1 pseudogene is annotated in these 502 nt (G+C 70.9%); it reads right to left on the reverse strand.

What is annotated here, in order from left to right:
* Positions 1-287: 287 nt before the first annotated feature.
* Positions 288-502, reverse strand: a pseudogene (locus SB660_RS18940) (hypothetical protein); the annotation flags it as partial.

Below are 502 nucleotides of genomic sequence, written 5' to 3' on the forward strand. Positions count from 1 at the left end.
GGCCCCCGTCATCCAGGACCTCGTCGACCGTGCCCGTGCCGCCCGCGGCCTGCCCTCGGTCCCGGTCGCCGACAGGTAGCCCCGGGTCGCAGCATCCGCCTGCCCCGATCCGCGGACAGCGTCCCGATACGCGGATGCTTTCGCGCAAAGCGCCCGCAGATCGGGACACCGTCCGCAGATCGTCGCCCCGCCACGACCTCTGTATGGCGCATCCCAGACGGCTGCGCCCGGAATCACGAGAACCCCGTTTCTCGCTTCGCTCGCTCAACGACCGGGTGGCCGATCGCTCAGTTGCCGAGGCCGTCGAGCATCCAGTGATAGCGGAGGCGGAGGCCGCGCTCCATGCTGGCCAGCGCCGCACCGGCGCCGAGGGCGATGTTGAGCCACAGCGGGAGATGGATGGGCGAGACGAACGTGCCGAATCGCCGACGAGGCCGAGGCGCGGCTGCGAGATCGAGTCGTCGCCGTCGACATGGTCGGACGGGCGCAGGGGGTCGCTGAT

Origin of the sequence: Bacillus sp. SIMBA_005 (assembly GCF_046535585.1) — a bacterium.
In the GTDB taxonomy this organism is placed as follows: Bacteria; Bacillota; Bacilli; order Bacillales; family Bacillaceae; genus Bacillus; species Bacillus pumilus.